The organism is Rhodanobacteraceae bacterium (assembly GCA_024234055.1).
In the GTDB taxonomy this organism is placed as follows: domain Bacteria; phylum Pseudomonadota; class Gammaproteobacteria; order Xanthomonadales; family SZUA-5; genus JADKFD01.
The window spans coordinates 124,980-141,451 of record JACKOW010000004.1; the positions used below are offsets into that span (position 1 = coordinate 124,980).

Annotated in this window: 15 protein-coding genes; 4 read left to right on the top strand and 11 right to left on the bottom strand. The window is 63.8% G+C overall.

Annotated features, from left to right (window positions below; all coding sequences use genetic code 11):
• Positions 1-111 precede the first annotated feature (111 nt).
• The 4 genes from H7A19_09805 to alkA form a co-directional block, all read right to left on the bottom strand.
• A complete protein-coding gene (locus tag H7A19_09805; protein ID MCP5475115.1) occupies positions 112-459 on the bottom strand; it encodes a hypothetical protein in 348 nt (115 codons plus the stop codon).
• Positions 460-615: 156 nt separating this feature from the next.
• A complete protein-coding gene (locus H7A19_09810; protein ID MCP5475116.1) occupies positions 616-2,517 on the bottom strand; it encodes a hypothetical protein in 1,902 nt (633 codons plus the stop codon).
• Entirely contained in the window at positions 2,514-3,341 is an 828-nt protein-coding gene (locus H7A19_09815; GenBank protein MCP5475117.1) for a methylated-DNA--[protein]-cysteine S-methyltransferase, read from the bottom strand. The genes H7A19_09810 and H7A19_09815 overlap by 4 nt, the downstream gene beginning before the upstream one ends.
• Entirely contained in the window at positions 3,338-4,762 is a 1,425-nt protein-coding gene (gene alkA / locus H7A19_09820; GenBank protein ID MCP5475118.1) for a DNA-3-methyladenine glycosylase 2, read from the bottom strand. Before alkA ends, H7A19_09815 begins: the two co-directional genes overlap by 4 nt.
• A gap of 244 nt (positions 4,763-5,006) precedes the next feature.
• Here alkA and H7A19_09825 point away from each other — a divergent pair, with 244 nt between their 5' ends.
• Together H7A19_09825 and H7A19_09830 are read left to right on the top strand one after the other, a co-directional pair.
• Positions 5,007-5,867 (top strand): sterol desaturase family protein, encoded by an 861-nt coding sequence (locus H7A19_09825; protein MCP5475119.1) that lies wholly within the window; start codon positions 5,007-5,009, stop codon positions 5,865-5,867.
• Positions 5,868-6,055: 188 nt separating this feature from the next.
• Entirely contained in the window at positions 6,056-7,552 is a 1,497-nt protein-coding gene (locus tag H7A19_09830) for a DUF4139 domain-containing protein (GenBank protein MCP5475120.1), read from the top strand.
• A 194-nt stretch (positions 7,553-7,746) separates the two neighbouring features.
• Here the strand turns inward: H7A19_09830 and H7A19_09835 are convergent, their stop codons facing one another.
• On the bottom strand, positions 7,747-8,682 hold the full coding sequence (locus H7A19_09835) for a phosphatidate cytidylyltransferase (protein MCP5475121.1): 936 nt from the start codon (positions 8,680-8,682) through the stop codon (positions 7,747-7,749).
• A complete protein-coding gene (locus tag H7A19_09840) occupies positions 8,679-9,311 on the bottom strand; it encodes a 1-acyl-sn-glycerol-3-phosphate acyltransferase (GenBank protein ID MCP5475122.1) in 633 nt (210 codons plus the stop codon). The genes H7A19_09835 and H7A19_09840 overlap by 4 nt, the downstream gene beginning before the upstream one ends.
• A gap of 135 nt (positions 9,312-9,446) precedes the next feature.
• On the opposite strand from H7A19_09840, the gene H7A19_09845 reads away from it, so the two are divergent.
• A complete protein-coding gene (locus H7A19_09845) occupies positions 9,447-10,079 on the top strand; it encodes a CDP-alcohol phosphatidyltransferase family protein (protein ID MCP5475123.1) in 633 nt (210 codons plus the stop codon).
• Positions 10,080-10,296: 217 nt separating this feature from the next.
• Here H7A19_09845 and H7A19_09850 read toward each other — a convergent pair whose 3' ends face one another.
• Positions 10,297-10,758, bottom strand: a complete 462-nt coding sequence (locus H7A19_09850; protein MCP5475124.1) for a nuclear transport factor 2 family protein — start codon at positions 10,756-10,758, stop codon at positions 10,297-10,299.
• A gap of 93 nt (positions 10,759-10,851) precedes the next feature.
• Here H7A19_09850 and H7A19_09855 point away from each other — a divergent pair, with 93 nt between their 5' ends.
• Positions 10,852-12,555, top strand: a complete 1,704-nt coding sequence (locus tag H7A19_09855; GenBank protein ID MCP5475125.1) for a long-chain-fatty-acid--CoA ligase — start codon at positions 10,852-10,854, stop codon at positions 12,553-12,555.
• Between the two features lie 221 nt (positions 12,556-12,776).
• Here the strand turns inward: H7A19_09855 and H7A19_09860 are convergent, their stop codons facing one another.
• The 4 genes from H7A19_09860 to H7A19_09875 are packed head-to-tail and all read right to left on the bottom strand — an operon-like array spanning position 12,777 to position 16,424.
• A complete protein-coding gene (locus tag H7A19_09860; protein MCP5475126.1) occupies positions 12,777-14,063 on the bottom strand; it encodes a TRAP transporter large permease subunit in 1,287 nt (428 codons plus the stop codon).
• Positions 14,060-14,548 carry a TRAP transporter small permease gene (locus H7A19_09865; GenBank protein ID MCP5475127.1) on the bottom strand — a complete coding sequence of 163 codons (489 nt, stop codon included), beginning with the start codon at positions 14,546-14,548 and terminating at the stop codon, positions 14,060-14,062. The genes H7A19_09860 and H7A19_09865 overlap by 4 nt, the downstream gene beginning before the upstream one ends.
• On the bottom strand, positions 14,548-15,549 hold the full coding sequence (dctP, locus tag H7A19_09870) for a TRAP transporter substrate-binding protein DctP (GenBank protein MCP5475128.1): 1,002 nt from the start codon (positions 15,547-15,549) through the stop codon (positions 14,548-14,550). The genes H7A19_09865 and dctP overlap by 1 nt, the downstream gene beginning before the upstream one ends.
• Positions 15,546-16,424 carry a hypothetical protein gene (locus H7A19_09875; GenBank protein ID MCP5475129.1) on the bottom strand — a complete coding sequence of 293 codons (879 nt, stop codon included), beginning with the start codon at positions 16,422-16,424 and terminating at the stop codon, positions 15,546-15,548. The genes dctP and H7A19_09875 overlap by 4 nt, the downstream gene beginning before the upstream one ends.
• Between the last annotated feature and the right edge of the window lie 48 nt (positions 16,425-16,472).

Here is a 16,472-nt window from a genome sequence, read left to right on the forward strand (position 1 = left end):
CAGCCTATGTGCGCTGTCGATGACCGGCTTTGCCGCAACGTGCAAGGTCTGGTCCGCAGGGTGCAATCTTCCAGGCCCCGCCACTGCTCAAAGGTGCATGAGCGCCGCGGCTCAGCGGAGTCTCGCGTCCAGCAGCAGTCGCTGGATATCCGACAGCAGTCGCCGGCCAGTGATCGGCGTTGCCAGTCGCCACACACCTTCGGCGATCTGATCTGCTGAAGGTTGTGCCGCAACCGCGCCGAGTATCAATGCCGGCGATCCGGGCAGGATCGGCGGTTCTTCTCCGCAGACCCAGACATCCAGCACCAGTCGCGCCAGCATGCCGGGGTCGCGGTGACGCTCGATGCGCAGTTTCGGCCAGCGCTGAGCCAGCAGGGGACTGAGGTAGTGATCCAGACCCGCATCAACGCGCCAGTAACCGATGCGGCGCAGTATCAGGCCAGACGTCGACGAGCGCATGGCCCCCTCACTCAAACCATCGAATGACGCGCATGTGACCTTCGGGCCTCGCGAGCTAATTGCGAGCTGACGATAGTCCGAGGCATTTCGGCTCACTGTGCCTGACGGTGCGGATGCTGATCCGTGGGTTGCAAAGTGCCCCGGTTGGCGATGCACTCATTGCCCTGCTGACGGGCCCGCCCGCTCTTCCTCCGTGCGTTTGGAATCGCGACGCGAATCTCCGATATCGGGCTTGATCGCCTGGGCCTGCAACAGCGCCTGGGCCGCCAGCTCGGGCCGATCGGACAGACGGTAGGAGCGCGCCAGCTGCCACCAGCCCATGGCGCTGAGCGGGCGGGCCGCGAGGAAGCGCTTGAGCGCAGCAATTTCGCGGCTGTGATGTCCCTGGCCTCGTTCGATGATCGCCAGATTGAAGTCCACTTCGGGATGGAAATCCTCGCACTTCGCCAGCTGCCGCAACTGTTCAAGGGCCGCGTCGGAATCGCCCTTGCCTGCGCTGATCATGGCCTCCAGATGCGCCAGCTCAGGCAGCTTTCGATCCTTGACGGCAAGCTCTGCCAGCGCCTGCTCGGCCTCGGCGTACTGGCGCTGGCCGACCTGATGACGTGCGAGCTGCAGCCACCACGATGACGCTTCAGGCCTGAACTCAGCGAGGCGGCGGGCCAATGCAGCCGCCGCGGAGCGACCACCAATGCCATTGTTCAGCGCAATCAGTGCGCGATAGGCGCCCGCTTCGGCGAGCTCCATGTTCGGATCGACCCCGAACAGTTGCAGATCGCGTATCTGCGGCTGACGCGGCGCCAAGGGCGCGACCAGTGCGGCAGCATCGAAGGGCCCGCGGGTAATCCGATGATCGGTCATCGTGACTTCGATCACGTCCTGGGTGCGGCGGGTGGGCATATGGCATTGCACGCAATTGCGGGTATCGCTGCCCGCACCGTTCTCGCCATCAGCCAGGCCGTGCCGGATATCGAGTGTCTGGTGACAGCTCAGGCACTTGTCCCGATACCAGCCCACGGCACTCGGACCTACCCGCCGCACATGCGGGTCGTGGCAACTGACACAACCCATCCCGCCGTCGCTCTCCTGATAGCAACGGCTCTGCAGCAAGCGCCAGCCGTGATGGTTGATCTGGAAGCGCTCATCGCGCGGCTGGCGACTGTCGTCGATATCGACATGGACCAGGTAGTCGGAAAGTCGCTGACCCGGTCGGAAACTGTAGTCGCCCCGGCCGATCCGGCGCGAGCCGATCACCTCGACAGCAGGCAGCAGGTGGCACTGAAAGCAGACGTCATTGCGCGCCGGCCATGGCAGGCGCGCAGGATTGGTGATGGCGGCGCGGATCTGGGCCAGTTCCTTGCCATCGAGGATGGCGCGCAGGTGCGATGCGCCCGGCCCATGGCAGCGCTGGCAGCCGATGCCCTCGGGCAGCGCGAGAGGGAACAGATCCGGCTGACCCGGCAGGTCGGAGCCCACGGCCACTTCGGGATAGGCGTTGTGGCAGAACAGGCATTCCCGGCGCACGCGGCGCTCCACGCCCGGGTGATTTGCCGCCTCGTAGCCCGGCGACATGCGCAGTGAATTGGACTGGGTGTACCAGCTCACCGGCAATTGATAGAGCTCGCCGGATTTGGTCTGGTGCAAGAAACTTTGCACCCGGTTGCCCGAGCCGATGATCCAGTCCACCCGCAGCTCAAGCTTGTGCGTATCGCCGTCTGCGCTCTTTCCGGACTGGACGTACCAGAGGCCACCGTCACGCCGCTCCAGCGCGAAGTCCTGCGCGCTCGCCTGATGTCGATGACGACTGCCTTCGAAGGGTCGGGAAGCAGGTCCATCGGCGCCGCGGCTCAAGGAACGCGCCATGCCCACCTCGGCGAAGCTGGCGGCAATCTGCTGATGGCAGCGGCCGCAGGCGGCATCGGGCACGAAGTCGGCAGCGGCGCCGGTGGTGGTACTCAAACGCATGGCGCTCAGCGCATCCTGAGCCGCGCAGGGCGTGGATGCGACCAGAGCGAGCAGCGCTGCGCAGAGCCAGGCGCGCCCTGCTGACGCCGTCATGTGCCGCGCGCCAGTACGCTGCGCGGGATCCAGCCACCGCGACCACTGCGATCGATCACTGAAACCCAACCGGAAAACTCATCCAGTTCCAGCACCTGATCGCCGGCAGCGACACTGAGCTCACCGGCGTGGTAGTGACGACGGGCAATCGACTGAGTCTCGCCCGGGCCAAAATAGCCCCGCGGCACCCAGCCGCCACGCTGGTCCGGCGCAACCGCCCACTTCCAGCCCGGAAATTCGCCCTCGTCGGCCCTGTCCACCCAGCGCACGGAATCTCCAATGTCGACCTCGATCGGATCGGCATACTGCGCCTGATAGGCCCGGGCAACGCGCGTCCAGGGCAAGGCAGCACCGCTTTCCAGCGTCAACAGGGCCTGTTTGCGCCCGAGTCCGCCCGCATAACCGGTCAGGCTGCCGTTACTGCCGATGACCCGATGGCAGGGAACCAGCACCGAGATCGGATTGCGGCCCACCGCTGCGGCGACAGCACGCGTGGCGTTCGGCTTGCCGATGCTCTCGGCGAGCGCGCCATACGTGATGGTCTGGCCGCTGGGTATCTCCAGCAGCGCCTTCCACACCTGCTGCTGGAACGGCGTGCCCTGCGGGGCCAGCCTGGGCATCGCTGCAGCGCCACCGCGCAGGTGCTCGATCAGCCAGTCGGCGGCCAGACGCAGTGCCGGATCGGCATCCACATCGTCCACCAGCGAATCCCCCGGCAACGCCGGCTCGTGTTGCTGACCCCGGAACCACAGTCCGAGCAGGGCCCCATGGTCGGCCGCGAGGCGGACCGTCCCGAGAGGGGTTTCGATGTTCGTCGTCTTCATGCTTGTTTCCACAGATGCAAGGTGGCGTAGCCACGCCAGGGGCGCCAGGCTTCTGCTGCCGCGAGCACCTCTCGCGGCTTGAGCCCGGGAAAGGCGCGCAGAATGATGAGGTCGGTGTGCGGAAAGGCGTCGGGCCAGGACAGGCAGCGCAGCGCAATGTACTGCGCCGTCCATTCGCCTATCCCGGGCAGCGCCCGCAATTGGGTCAGCGTCGATTCCACCGGGGCGTCGGCGTGCAGCCGAAGTGCCCCGCTGGCGACGGCCTGCGCGAGTGCCAGAATGCTGCGGGCGCGCGTGGCCAGGATGCCCAGACTCACCAGGTCCGAGGCCTGCAGTGCGGCAACGTCGGCCGCTGTCGGGAAGAGGCGATTCAGACCCGCATGCGCAGTGTCGATCGGCGTGCCATGAGTGCTCGCAAGCCGCCCGGCCAGCGTGGTGGCGGCGGCCACGCTGACCTGCTGCCCCAGAATGGCGCGTACCGATTGCTCGAAGCCATCGATGGCACCGGGCAGGCGCAGACCGGGGCGTGCCGCTGCGACCGCGCCCAGGGACTCTGCGACATGCTGCGGATCACAATCGAGATCGAATTGGCGGCGCACCGCCGCGATCAACCCCAGCAGATCCGTGCGCAATGTGTCCGATATCGAGAGCTGCAACCGGGAACGCTCGGGATCATGGCTGACCTCGATCCATCCGGCCCGACCCTTGCCAGCCGGATCGCGGACGCAGCGGCGATAGACGCCGTCCGCGACCTGCTCGACCCCAGGCACGGCACGCATCGCAAAGAACTCCAGGATCGCTGGCCAATCGTAGGGTGGCCGATAGTCCAGGCTGAGCACCACGCCGTCATGGCTCACGCGATTCGACACCTGCCGCCGCAGATCCCCAGGGCTCATGCGGTAGCGCTCGCGGATCAGGGCGTTGCAGCGGCGCAGGCTGCGAAAACCCGCCATTTCCGCCACTTGTGCAATCGGCAATCGGGTCTCGCTGAGCAGGCGCTTGGCCAGCAGCAGGCGTTGCGTCTGCGCATAGGCGATCGGGGTGACCCCCAGATGAGCCTGGAACACGCGGCGCAGATGGCGCTCGCCCACCCCCGTGCGCTCAGCCAGTTCGGCCAGTCGCTCGTGTCCGATGCCGGCATCCAGCATGCGCGCGGCGGCGCTGGCGAGCGCATCCGGGCTGTCGATCAGCGACACACCCGGCGCCAGCTCCGGCCGGCAGCGCAGGCAGGGTCTGAAACCAGCGGCCTCGGCGGCGGCCGCCGACCCATAGAACTGGCAGGAGCTGGGCTTGGGCGTGCGTACGCGGCAGATCGGCCGGCAATAGATGCCAGTGGTGCTGACGCCGACGAAAAACCGTCCGTCAAAGCGCCGGTCGCGGCTCAACAAGGCTTGATAGGCGCTGGCGGGATCGAGTGTCATGGGCACATCGTACCCGCGCAAGAGTACACACGCTCGCCGTTTTCGGACCTGTGGTTTCAGCCGAGCGCCGCCGGTGGCGCGGCGCAGGCCACCGGGAACTGACCGCCTCGACGTGGATCGAACACCAAGGATGTAGAATGACGATATCGACCGAGCCGGCGCCTACCCGTCGGCCCAGCCCTCACCCCGCAAGTTCCGATTGATCCGGCGTCGTCCAGGCGGCTGCCGACTGGAGTACCTCACGATGCTGGAGTTTCTGCAAAGTCTGCTCACCGGGACCGACAAGATCATGATGCTGTGCGCCATCGGTCTGACCGTGGAGTACTTTCGCCCGGCAGAGAAGAATCAACCGGCGTCAGCGATCCTGTTCAACCTGATCTGGATCGTCAATTTCGTGGTGATGACCAATCTGGCGATGATGCTGGTTGGGCGCCTGGTGCCCATGGGCGTGGCGGCGCTGGGTGGCCCGCTATTTCACATCCAGTTCGCCGAAGGCTGGATCGGCGGTCTCGGCCAGTTCTTTCTGCTGCTGCTGATCCACGACTTCTGCTACTACTGGTTCCACCGCTGCCAGCACACCTGGGCCTGGTTCTGGGCGCATCACAAACTGCACCACACCGAGGTGCACATGAATGCGACGACCAGCTTCCGCCATCACTGGATGGAGAATGTCTATCGCATCCCCTTCATCTTCATCCCGATGGGCCTGTTCAACATCGAGGGCAGCTACACCGTGCTGGTCTGGGATGCGGCGCTGTTGTGGGCGATCTTCACCCACGTCAACCTGCGCCTGTCGATGGGGCCGCTGACCCGCTTCATCGCCGGCCCGCAAGTGCATCGCATCCACCATTCTTCGTTGCCGGAGCACCAGAACCGCAACTTCGCGGCGTTCTTCCCGATCTGGGATCAGCTCTTCGGCAGTTTCCACATGCCCAAACAGAATGAGTTTCCGCCGTGCGGCATGACCGACGGCGAAACCACCGATTCAGTCTGGCAGGCGCATTTCGGGGTATTCAAGGACTGGTACGGCCTGTGGAAGAACCGCAAGGCAGGTCGGCCCGCGAGCGCGCCAGCGGCGGTGCCGGTGGCGAGCGAAAACGCCTGAAGCCATCGTCATTCCCGCGAAGGCGCACGAAGGCGGGAATCCAGTGACTTCATGAGGGGTGAAGCTGGACTGGATTCGCGCGTTCGCGAGAATGACAGGATGCTCGTTCCGGTTTACCCAAACCCCAAAGCGCATTTCATCCCGTTGTTCATCTCGATACCTTCTCCACCAGACAGAGGATTCGAGCCATGCTTCGTTCCGCCCTTCTCGTCACGGCCATCGCCATGAGCCTCAACGCCGCATCTGCCGCCAATGAAGCCGACTACGCCCTGACCATCTACAGCTCGGCGCAGCCAGGCCAGATCAACGTCAATGCGCTGGCCAATTACGGCGCTCAGGGCTTGCCCGGCTACGCGCTGGTGCGCGACCGGCGCACAATGGCCGTCCCCAAGGGCCGCGGTGAAGTGCGCTTCACCGATGTCGCCAAACTGATCGACCCGACCACGGTCAGCTTCATCTCGCTGTCGGACCCCGACGGCACCCGCGTGCTGGAGCAGAACTTCCAGTTCGATCTGGTCAGCGCCGAGAAACTGATGGATCGCTACATCGGCCAGCGCATTGTCGTGGAGCGCACGGTTGGCAACCAGTCCGAGCTCGTCGCTGGCACGCTCCTGGGTACCCAGGGTGCGCTGCTGATGCAACTCGATTCGGGCGAGGTGAGCTCCTTGCAGAGTTACGACAGCGTGCGTTTTCCTTCGTTGCCCGGCGGCTTGATCACGCGCCCGACCCTGGTCTGGCTCACCGACAGCGCCCACGGCGGCGATCAGGACGCACAAGTGGCCTATCAATCGCGCGGATTGACCTGGTGGGCCGATTACAACGTCATCCTCAAGGAAGACGCCACTGGCTGCAGCATGGATCTGGCGGCATGGGTGACCATCGTCAACCAGTCCGGTGGCAGCTACCCGCAGGCCAAGCTGAAACTGGTCGCCGGCGAGGTCAATCGCGCACCTGCAGCGCCGGCACAGAGCCTGCGCAAGATGGAAGTGATGTCGACGGCGATCTTGGATGAGGGCGGCTTCCAGGAATCGCAACTGTTCGAGTACCACCTGTACACGCTGGGGCGTCGCAGCGATCTGCCGGACAACTCCACCAAGCAACTGGAATTGTTTCCGTCCTCGTCAGGCGTGAGTTGCACCAAGCAACTGGTGTTCACGGCCAGTCCCTATGCCTATCCGATGTGGGGCGGCGCACCGAACATGGATCAGAACCTCGGCGCCACCCACAAGGGCCAGGTCGGGGCCTATCTGGAATTTGCCAACAAGGCCGAGAACCAGATGGGCATGCCGCTGCCGGCCGGGCGCGTGCGGGTGAACCAGGCGTCGGTCGACGGTTCACTGGAATTCATCGGCGAGGATGTCATTGCCCACACGCCACGCAACGAGACGCTGCGGATCAAGCTGGGCAATTCCTTCGATATCGTCGGCGAGCGCAAGCAGGTGGATTTCAAGCTGGACACCACGGGCAAGACCCTGGACGAGACCTTCGAGATCGAGGTGCGCAACCGCAAGACCATGACGGCCAATGTCATTGTGCGCGACTACTTCTATCGCTGGAGCACCTGGGAGCTGCTGCAGAGCACCCACAAGGGCAACAAGCGCGATCAGCAGACCATGGACTTCCCGGTGCAGATTCCGGCCGATGGCACCGCCAAGGTGCGCTACACGGTGCGTTATCGCTGGTAGCTTGTCGGTTGTCGGTTGTCGGTTGTCGGTTGTCGGTTGTCGGTTGTCGGAGTATGGAAGGCGCGGCCGTCACGTAGACGCTTCGGGTCAACCTGACCTACCCGCACCGAAGCCGCTACCCTCTCGCCACTGAGGCCGCACCTACCCTTTTCCTTTTTCCATTTCCCATTTTCCCCTTCCCATTTTCCCGCTTCTCAAGGCGTAAACCCGTAGCGCACGATATGGAAGAACACCGGGGCCGAGAACAGCACCGAGTCCAGCCGATCGAGCACACCGCCGTGACCCGCGATCAGGTGCCCCCAGTCCTTGACGCCCAGATCCCGCTTGATCGCGCTCATGACCAGACCGCCGAAGAAGCCCATCAGATTGATCGAAAAGGCGATGCCAGCAGCCTGCAGCGGCGTGAACGGTGTAATCCACCAGAGGCCAGCACCGATGGCGGTGGACGACAGCACACCGCCTACCAGTCCTTCCCAGGTCTTGGACGGCGACAGCGCCGGTGCCACCTTGTGGCGGCCGAAGAGTTTGCCCCAGATGTACTGCAGCACATCGCTGGATTGCACGACGATGACCAGAAAGGCGATCAGCAGGATCTCCCGACCCTCGAAGCCGGGAATGCTCAGGGTCACCAGCGCCGGTACGTGTGACAGGCAGAACACCGCCAGCATCAGTGCCCACTGGACTTCGGCAATGCGGCTCAGAAACTTCGTGGTGTCTGCGCGCAACGCGCTGATGATCGGCAGGAACAGAAAGCCGTAGACCGGGATGAAGATCGAGTACATCCCGTACCATTCGATCCAGATCAGCGCGTACTGCATCGGCAGGGCCACGTAGAAGACCATGGCCAGGGCCACGTAGTCGCTGCGCCGCGTGTAGGTCAAGGTCACGAATTCGCGCAGCGCCAGCAAGGACAGCAACCCGAACAGCACGATCACACCACCCTTGCCAAAGGCGAAGGCCAGCGCCACCAGCCCCACCATCACCCACCAGGCGTTGATGCGGTCGACCAGGTTGTCGATGACGGCGTGCGGGCGGCCCTTGGCAATGGCATAGCGCAGGATCAGGGCGACGATGCTGGCGACTCCCAGCACCGCGAAAATGCCTAGGAACAGACGCACCGTAGTGCTCATGGCTCATCTCCTGCATGGGCCGGACGCTGCGCCAGCAAGGCCGCGCGCGCGCGAGTCAGAAAACTGTCCTTGTCCTCACCCTCGCCGACGGTCAAGGCCGGCCCGAAATGCACTGTGCACAACATCGGAATGGGCAACAACTCGCCCTTGGGCAAGACCCGATGCAAGTTGTCGATCCATGCCGGCACCAGATTCAGTCCCGGACAGGCTTTTCCGACGTGGTAAAGGCCGCTTTTGAACGGCAGCAGGGCCTCGTCGCCCTGATTGCGCGTGCCTTCCGGAAACAGGATCAGACTCTCGCCGCCGCGGATCACCGCCGCCATCTGTTCAATCGGATCGGTCGTTCGCTTCTCGCGTTCGCGTTCGATCAGCACGGCTCGCACCACACGGCGCCCGATGTACCGACGGAGCATGCCGCGCTCCCAGTAGTCGGCACCGGCCACCGGACGCGCCCGCGCCCGCAGCGCCGGCGGCAACACGGCCCAGATCAGGGCGAAATCGCCATGGCTGACATGATTTCCGTAGTAGATGCAGGGAGGCTGCGGCAATGGCTCGGCGCTGAGGCCGCGCACACCGGTCAGCAGGCGTGAGGCAGCCAACATGCCGAGGCGGGCCAGTGATTCGAGCATGAGCACACAACTCCCTGCGAACTTGCCAACAGGGAACGATATCAGCCATGCAGGCAGGACATGCCACTCGATCGGCAGGCGCAACCATGCGCCCCATCAGCGATAGACTGCGCCGTCCCTCGGAGGCATCCCATCATGAGCGAACCCAGCATCGAAGCTCGCCGCCCGCTCAAGAGCCGCAGTACAGCCTGGGCGCGTTGGCTAGCGCGGCGTTTGGCGCAGACCCACATCACGCCGAACCAGATTTCGCTGGCCAGCATCGGCTTCGCGCTGATCGGCGGCTTGCTGTTGCTGCGCCCGGATTGGCCGGTCGCGCTGGTCTTTGCGGCGATCTGCACTCAGCTGCGCCTGCTGTGCAATCTGCTCGACGGCATGGTGGCGGTGGAAGGCGGCAAGGGGACACCGGTGGGCGCGCTCTACAACGAGATCCCGGATCGGGTGGCCGACAGTCTGTTGTTGATCGGCGCTGGCTACGGATTGGGACTGCCGGCGCTGGGATGGATGGCCGCCCTGCTGGCCGCTCTGACTGCCTATGTGCGCGCCCTCGGTGGCAGTCTGGGCCTGGAGCAGGATTTCCGCGGGCCGCAGGCCAAACCCCATCGCATGGCCCTGCTGACCGTGGGTTGCCTGGCAGCGGCGATCGAGGGATACGGCAACGGCACGCACCACGCGCTGACCCTGGCGCTGCTGCTGATCGTGATCGGCACTGCATGGACCATCGTGCGGCGCACGCGGGCGATCGCGGCTGAACTGGAGGATCGGGGCTGAATCCGCGTTGATGGCTGCTGGGTTCAGCTCAGGAGTGCCCCGAGGCGAGCGTGATGGTCGGGGGCCTGATTCCGCCGTCGCGACACAAGGTCGCTCCGACAGCGGGCACTGCTGGCCCTGTGGGAGCGGACTCTGTCCGCGATGGCCAGGCGCGGAGTGCGGTCGCCGTTCGCGACTGAAGCCGATCCCACAGAGCTGGCAACCGATTTCCCGCCAGCTACCGCACCGGTTTCCACTGGGCGCTTCCCAGCTGCCACTCTCCGTCGACAAAACGCCAGGCGCTTTCGGTGTCGAACAACTGACCCTGATCTGGAATGAGTCCGCCTGAGCCACCGGTAACCAGAATCTGCATGCGCACCACAGCGCGGTCGCCATGCATCTCCACATCCAACGCCATCCGGGTGACACCGATGGATTGATGCCGCAAGGCAATCACCCGCAGCAAGCGCTGCAGGCCCTCGCGGTCGAACTCGCTGCTGTTGCCGACGAAGTCATCGGCGACACCGTCCATGAATTCGCCCATTTCGCGCTGTTCCGCCGCTTCCTGCATGGCATCCAGCTGATTGCGCAAGGCCTGTTCGGTCGGGCTTCTGCTGCACGCGCTGGCAACGGCCAGCAGCACCAGCAGCGAGAGCAGCCGGCTGAACCGGGAAAAATCCAAAATTGACGGTCCTTGCATGACTTCCCCCTGCATTGCGGTTATTTTCAACCAAATAGGCGCGGAGCACCCGCTTCCCGCTCACTGTCATGGGTCATCCGAGGAGGGGATACGATGAGCACCGCACAGGCACAACCTTGGCTGGAACAATATCCCGACGGCACCCCGGCAACGATAGACACCAACGAATACCGATCAGTGGCCGACGTGATGAAGGTCGCTTTTGACCGATTCCGGCATCGCCCCGCTTTCGTCAACATGGACAAGGTGGTCAGCTACGGTGAACTCGACCAGCTGAGCCTGCAGTTTGCCTGTTATCTGCGCAACAAGCTGGGCCTCAAGAAAGGCGACCGGGTAGCGATCATGCTGCCCAACGTGCTGCAGTATCCCATTGCTCTGATGGGCATTCTGCGCGCCGGGCTGACGGTGGTGAACACCAACCCCATGTACACCGCGCGCGAACTCAAGCATCAGCTCAACGATGCCGGGGCTTCAGCCATCGTGGTCCTCGAGAACTTCGCCAAGACGCTGGAGGAAGTGATTGGCGAGACCCAGGTCAAGCAGGTCATCACCACGGCCGTCGGTGACATGCTGGGCTTCCCGAAATCGCTGATCGTCAATTTCGTGGTCAAGTATCGGCACAAGGCTGTGCCGCCGTTCAGCCTGCCGGGTGCCATCAAGTTCAACGAAACGCTGAAACTGGGTGCCGGCCAATCGCTGCCAGCCACCGATATCGGCCCTGAAGATCTGGCCTTTCTGCAGTACACCGGCGGCACGACCGGCGTTTCCAAAGGCGCCATGCTCACGCACCGCAACATGATTGCCAACATGCTGCAGGTGAAACATTGGTTTGGTCCCAATGTGAAGGAGGGCGAGGAGATCATCATCACCGCCCTTCCGCTGTATCACATCTTCGCGCTGACCTGTAACTGTCTGGTGTTCATGAATGTCGGCGGGCTCAACGTGCTCATCACCAATCCCCGTGACATGCCGGGATTCGTCAAGGAAATCGGCAAGTACCGTTTCACCATCATCACCGGCGTCAACACCTTGTTCAACGGCCTGCTGAACACGCCGGGATTTGCAGATCTGGACTTCTCCACGCTCAAGCTGTCCATGGGCGGAGGCATGGCCGTGCAGCGTGCTGTCGCCGAGAAGTGGCAGCAGGTCACGCGCTGCGCCCTGTTCGAGGGCTACGGCATGACCGAGAGTTCGCCGGTGGCGACGGTCAATCGTCCGGATACCAAGGAGTACACCGGCTCCATCGGCGTACCGGCACCGAGCACGGAGCTGTCAATCCAGGACGATGACGGCAATCTGCTGCCTCAGGGCGAGGTGGGCGAAATCTGCATCCGTGGGCCGCAGGTCATGGCCGGCTATTGGCAGCGCCCCGAAGAAACCGCCAAGACCATCACCGCCGATGGCTGGCTGCGTACCGGCGATATCGGGCGCATGGATGAACGCGGCTATTTCTACATCGTCGATCGCAAGAAGGACATGATTCTCGTGTCCGGCTTCAACGTCTACCCGAACGAGATCGAGGATGTGGTGGCCACCCATCCCGGCGTGCTCGAGGTGGCTGCCGTTGGCGTACCCGACGAGAAATCAGGTGAGGCGGTCAAATTGGTCATCGTCAAGAAAGACCCGAACCTGACCACCGAGGACGTGAAAGCCCATTGCCGGGCCCAGCTCACCGGCTACAAGCAGCCCAAGTTCATCGAATTCCGCCAGGAATTGCCCAAGACCAATGTCGGCAAGATCCTGCGTCGCGAACTGCGCGATCCGGTCACCACCGCGCACAAATTGCCGAAAGTCTGAGGGCGCCCGCAGCAAGAATCGGAAACTACCGCGAGTTGATGCAAGAAGCGGGACGCAGAGAACGCGAAGGAAGAGCAGAAAGAACGCAGAGAAAATCAGAAGCAAATCTGTACAGGCTCTTCTCTGCGCTCTCCGAGTCTCTCTGCGTTCTCCGCGTTGATGCTCTTGCTGCGATCTAGCCCAGAACGCCCCTTTCCTGCTGCCGGGATCCCTGCCCGCACTCAGCCGCGGCCAATCAGCACCAGTGACAGCCAGGGGATGTAGGTGATCGCCAGCGCGCAGGCCCACAGTAGCAGGAAGAAGGGCCAGCTGGCGCGGATGACTTCGGTGACCGGACGCTGGAAGCGGTAGGCGGAGATGAACAGGTTCATGCCCAATGGCGCCAGGAACAGGCCGATCTGCAGATTGGCCAGGAACAGGATGCCGAAATGCACCGGATCCATGCCGTAACCACTGGCGATGGGGAGCACCAGCGGCGTCAGCACCACGATGGCCGGATATCCTTCCAGCAGCATGCCGAAGAACAGCAGGAACACATTCAATACCAGCAGGAACACCCACTTCTGACTGACATGGGTCTGCACCCAGTCGAACAGGCGGGTCGGAATCTCGGCATCGATCAGATAGTTGGTCAGCGCGAAGGCAGTGCCCAGAATCAGCAGGATGCCGCCGACCAACATCATCGCCTCCTTGACGATGATCGGCAGTTTCCGCACCGAAATCTCACGGCGGATGACGACCGTGACCATGAACACGTAGATGGCAGTCAGCGCCGCGGCTTCCGAAGGCGCGATCTTGCCGGTGTAGATACCGCCCAGCACCAGCACCGGCAGGGGCAGCTCCCACTTGGCATCGAGCACGGCAGCCCAGGCGTCGCGGGCGTCGAAGCGCCGCTCCGCCCGTGGGATCGACGGCGCCTGGGTGATGGCATACACCGACAACACGACCAGCATCAGCACGCCGGGGATGATGCCCGCCAGAAACAGATCCTCCACAGACACTGGCGGCGAGGTGTTCAGCTGTTGCGCGACCACGCCGTAGATGATCAAGGGCAAGGATGGCGCAAACAGCAGGCCCAGACTGCCCGATGCCGTGACCAGTCCGAGGCCGAAACGCTCGCTGTAACGACCATGCACCAGCGCCGGAAACAACACGGCACCGAGCGCGACAATGGTCACACCTGATGCCCCGGTCAGCGCCGTGAACAGCGCGCTCGCCACCAGCGCCACGATCGCCAGCCCTCCCGGCAGCCATCCCACCAGCGCTTGCGTCAAACGCACCAGTCGCTTGGGGGCGGCGCTTTCGCTGAGCAGATAACCGGCCAGCGTGAACAGCGGGATGGCCACCAGCACTGGCATTTCGCCAAGGCGATTGATTTCCACGGCGACGATGGCCAGATCGTAGCCCTGGGCGTGAAATCCCAGCAGCGCGATCGCTGCGATCAGCGCGAAGAATGGCGCGCCCAGAAACGCCAGCAACAGCAGGCCGAGTGCCAGCAGCCAGATCACGAGTCGGACTCCGGCCGTGACGGCGGACGGGCAGCCAGCTCACCCAGGGCGTGCACCGCCATCATCGCGAACACCGGCGGCAGAATCGCCAGCGTCCACCAGGTCGGAATACCGGTGAAGAACTCGGTGCCGCTGTCCCGCTCGAGTTCAACCAGGGTCCAGCTGGCCAGCGCCAAGCTTGCGCAGATGACTGCCGTGAATACCGCCACCGATCCGCGGGCAGCCCAGCCCAGCGCACCGCGCAGGCGTTCGGCAAAGACGTCGATGCGCAGCTGGCGCGACTCGCGGGTGGCCACCAGCGCCCCGATCAAGGCCAGCCAAAGGGTCGCCAGGCGCATGGCCGGATCCAACCACACCGGTCCAGTGCCAATCAGACGGAACACCAATTGGGCAGCCGCGGCGGCCAGCAGGGCCAAGCCCAGACTGGCCAGGAGGGCATCTTCGATACGCGTGATCCAGCGCGCCAGGATGCCCAACGCCCGCATCACTGGCTGCCGGCTGCCGAGTGGACCTGCGCCAGAGAATCCAGGATCGAAGCCGACAACAATCCGTCCTTGCGCATGCGCTCAAGGGTGCGGCGACCCACAGCGCGCCAGGCTTCGGCCTCGGCAGCATCCGGCGTGATGATCTGAATGCCTTCCTTGCGCAGCGTCTCGCGCGTGGCCACATCATCGGCAGCATTGCTGACTTCCAGGCGCGCAAAGGCCTTTTCGATGCCGTCCAGCACAGCAGCGCGATCGTCCGGTGTCAGCCGGTCCAGCGCCTTCTTGTCCAAGGCCAGAATGCCCACGGTGTACGACACTGGCAGATCCACCATGACCTTGAGCTTGGTGGCCCACTGGAAGGCAATCGCGCCGGTCGTGGTGTTGCCCACGGTCTCGATCAAACCCGTCTGCAGGCTGGTGTAGACATCGCCCAGCGCCAGCTGGACTGGGGTGATGCCGGCCTCTTCGAAGGCGATTCGGCCGATGGCGTCACCTTCCGGCACCCAGACCTTGGTGCTGCGCATCTGCGCCTGGGTCGCGATCGGCTGGGTGCTCATGAGATAGATGAAACCGCCACCGGTGATACCAGCGGCCACCATGCCGTTCTTCTCGAAGCCAGACTTGATCTGTGGATCAAGTTTGGCGCGTGCGCTGCGCACCTGATTCAGATCCGAGAACTGGAAAGGCAATCCGTAGACGGCCACGTCCGGGTTCACCGGCGTCAGCTCGCTGGCCGCAAAGGCACCGCCGTTGAGCTGTCCCAGCTTGATCTTGCGCAGCACGGTCTCACCATTGCCCATGACGCCGCCGGGGAAGAACTTCAGCTCTACCCGGCCCTCGGTCGCGGTCTTGACCGCATCGCCCGCGGCGCGCATTTCCCGCATCCAGGAACTGCCTTCCGGTGCCAGCGTGGCGATTTTCAGGCTGGCGGCATCGGCGCCCGTACTCAGCGCAAGAGCCGCTGCCCATGCCAGTGCCAGCTGCTTGATGGTATTGCTCATTCGAAATAGTCCTTGGAACTCGCCTGCAAGGCCAGCGCCTGGCGTTGTGCGAGCGTGTTGATCAATGTCAGACCGGGAACCTCGGGATCGGCTGACAGTGCTTCGGCCAGCAAGCGATCATGCAGTTCCTGGTCAAAAACCAGTCGCGCATAGTGCCGGGCATACAGCACCCGCACCATTTGATTCCTGCCACCCGAGCGTTTCAGCGCTTCTTCAAAATACTGCTGGGCCAGCTCGGGCTTGCCGCCGTAGGCCGGCGGCAGCAGGGAGTTCATCACACCCAGGTACAACTGACCCTGACCGGCGCGGTAGTCCGGCTGCAACTCCACGGCTCGTTCGATCACCCGGCGCGCCTTGGGAATATCGGCGATGGCATTCCAGTCGTCGGCATGGGCCTGGATGTAGCCGGCCCAGGCACCGCCCAGACAAAAGAGCGCATCGGCGCGATTCATCGGGGCATCGGCCACCGCCGCTTCGACTTCTTCGAAGGTGCGCTGATCCAGCTGGCACCATTGGGCATTGGTGGCGCAGGCGGCGCGTTCGGCATAGCCCAGTGCTCGACGCGACAGACGCTTGGCGCGCTCGGCGTCGGCCACGAAGGAACCGGCGTAGGCGCCATACAGATCTGCCGCCAGGCACAGCCGCCCCGGGTTGGGCTCGCCGTCGTGGTTGAGGCCATCGAGCAAGAGCAGATAAGCCGGCAGACCCGCCTCAACGGTGGCGGGATCATCGTGGTCCATGATTCCCGACGAGAGTTGCTGCCCCAGACTGCTGGCGGCGCGATCCATCAGCGAGGCGCAGCCGCCGAGCAGCAAGGCCATCAACAGCAGGGCTGCGCTTCTGCGTATGGCAGGGAGAAGAAGGGCTGGGAGCATCGATGAACGACCAAATCAGGTTCGGGCGCGAAGTCTAGCGGACTGCAG

What these genes read in the sequence shown, in the direction of transcription:
- H7A19_09805 (MCP5475115.1), bottom strand. Translation starts at nt 459, where the DNA reads ATGCGCTCGTCGACGTCTGGCCTGATACTGCGCCGCATCGGTTACTGG.
- H7A19_09810 (MCP5475116.1), bottom strand. Translation starts at nt 2,517, where the DNA reads ATGACGGCGTCAGCAGGGCGCGCCTGGCTCTGCGCAGCGCTGCTCGCT.
- H7A19_09815 (MCP5475117.1), bottom strand. Translation starts at nt 3,341, where the DNA reads ATGAAGACGACGAACATCGAAACCCCTCTCGGGACGGTCCGCCTCGCG.
- alkA (MCP5475118.1), bottom strand. Translation starts at nt 4,762, where the DNA reads ATGACACTCGATCCCGCCAGCGCCTATCAAGCCTTGTTGAGCCGCGAC.
- H7A19_09825 (MCP5475119.1), top strand. Translation starts at nt 5,007, where the DNA reads ATGCTGGAGTTTCTGCAAAGTCTGCTCACCGGGACCGACAAGATCATG.
- H7A19_09830 (MCP5475120.1), top strand. Translation starts at nt 6,056, where the DNA reads ATGCTTCGTTCCGCCCTTCTCGTCACGGCCATCGCCATGAGCCTCAAC.
- H7A19_09835 (MCP5475121.1), bottom strand. Translation starts at nt 8,682, where the DNA reads ATGAGCACTACGGTGCGTCTGTTCCTAGGCATTTTCGCGGTGCTGGGA.
- H7A19_09840 (MCP5475122.1), bottom strand. Translation starts at nt 9,311, where the DNA reads ATGCTCGAATCACTGGCCCGCCTCGGCATGTTGGCTGCCTCACGCCTG.
- H7A19_09845 (MCP5475123.1), top strand. Translation starts at nt 9,447, where the DNA reads ATGAGCGAACCCAGCATCGAAGCTCGCCGCCCGCTCAAGAGCCGCAGT.
- H7A19_09850 (MCP5475124.1), bottom strand. Translation starts at nt 10,758, where the DNA reads ATGCAAGGACCGTCAATTTTGGATTTTTCCCGGTTCAGCCGGCTGCTC.
- H7A19_09855 (MCP5475125.1), top strand. Translation starts at nt 10,852, where the DNA reads ATGAGCACCGCACAGGCACAACCTTGGCTGGAACAATATCCCGACGGC.
- H7A19_09865 (MCP5475127.1), bottom strand. Translation starts at nt 14,548, where the DNA reads ATGCGGGCGTTGGGCATCCTGGCGCGCTGGATCACGCGTATCGAAGAT.
- dctP (MCP5475128.1), bottom strand. Translation starts at nt 15,549, where the DNA reads ATGAGCAATACCATCAAGCAGCTGGCACTGGCATGGGCAGCGGCTCTT.
- H7A19_09875 (MCP5475129.1), bottom strand. Translation starts at nt 16,424, where the DNA reads ATGCTCCCAGCCCTTCTTCTCCCTGCCATACGCAGAAGCGCAGCCCTG.